This window comes from Oleiphilus sp. HI0067 (assembly GCF_001635735.1).
On record NZ_LWFI01000131.1, the window covers coordinates 1 to 604 of the forward strand.

The 604-nt window shown below is 41.1% G+C and carries 1 protein-coding gene; it reads left to right on the plus strand.

Annotation, left to right across the window (positions count from 1 at the left end; genetic code table 11):
- Positions 1–49 precede the first annotated feature (49 nt).
- On the plus strand, positions 50–604 hold a 555-nt coding region (locus tag A3739_RS01765; RefSeq protein WP_197471955.1), incomplete at its 3' end, for a YafY family protein.

Consider the following 604-nt stretch of genomic DNA (forward strand, 5'->3'; position numbering starts at 1 on the left):
TAAAATGAAACAAAGCGAGAGAAAGCTGAATGACAAACAGTACACTCGCTTGAGTAACGCTGTTGAGTTTTATCAGCGTGGTCAAAGCCTACGTACACCTGATTTCGATATGCACACGCTCGATAATATTTATCAGGCAATTTTAAATGGCCGGCGCGTTAAGTTTGCATATCAAACCTCTAATGGTCGAAAAGAATATGATGTTCATCCTTTTGGTGTGACGATCATGCTTCCCAAACTCTATCTTGTTGGTGTCAAAGATGATGATGCGCGCGATGGAAATTTAGAAGAGTTTCGAACCTTTTTGATTCACCGTATTGAAGATTTAGAGGTTTCGCGATTTTCAAATGCAGTTCCAGAAGACTTTAAACTCAAAGAATATCTGGATGCAGGAAATACTGATGTTCTTGTAGATCGTGACGCAAATAGCTATGACTTAGAGGTAGATCTCTACATGCAAAGAGGCAGTCATTTGTTGCGTGATCTGCAAGACAGTCCTCTAAATGAAACGCAAAGTCTTAACGAGATATCTGATGGGCATTGGCGTTTATCCGCTAGGGTAAAACACACCGTGCAATTGAGGAATTGGCTGCTAGCGTTAGGC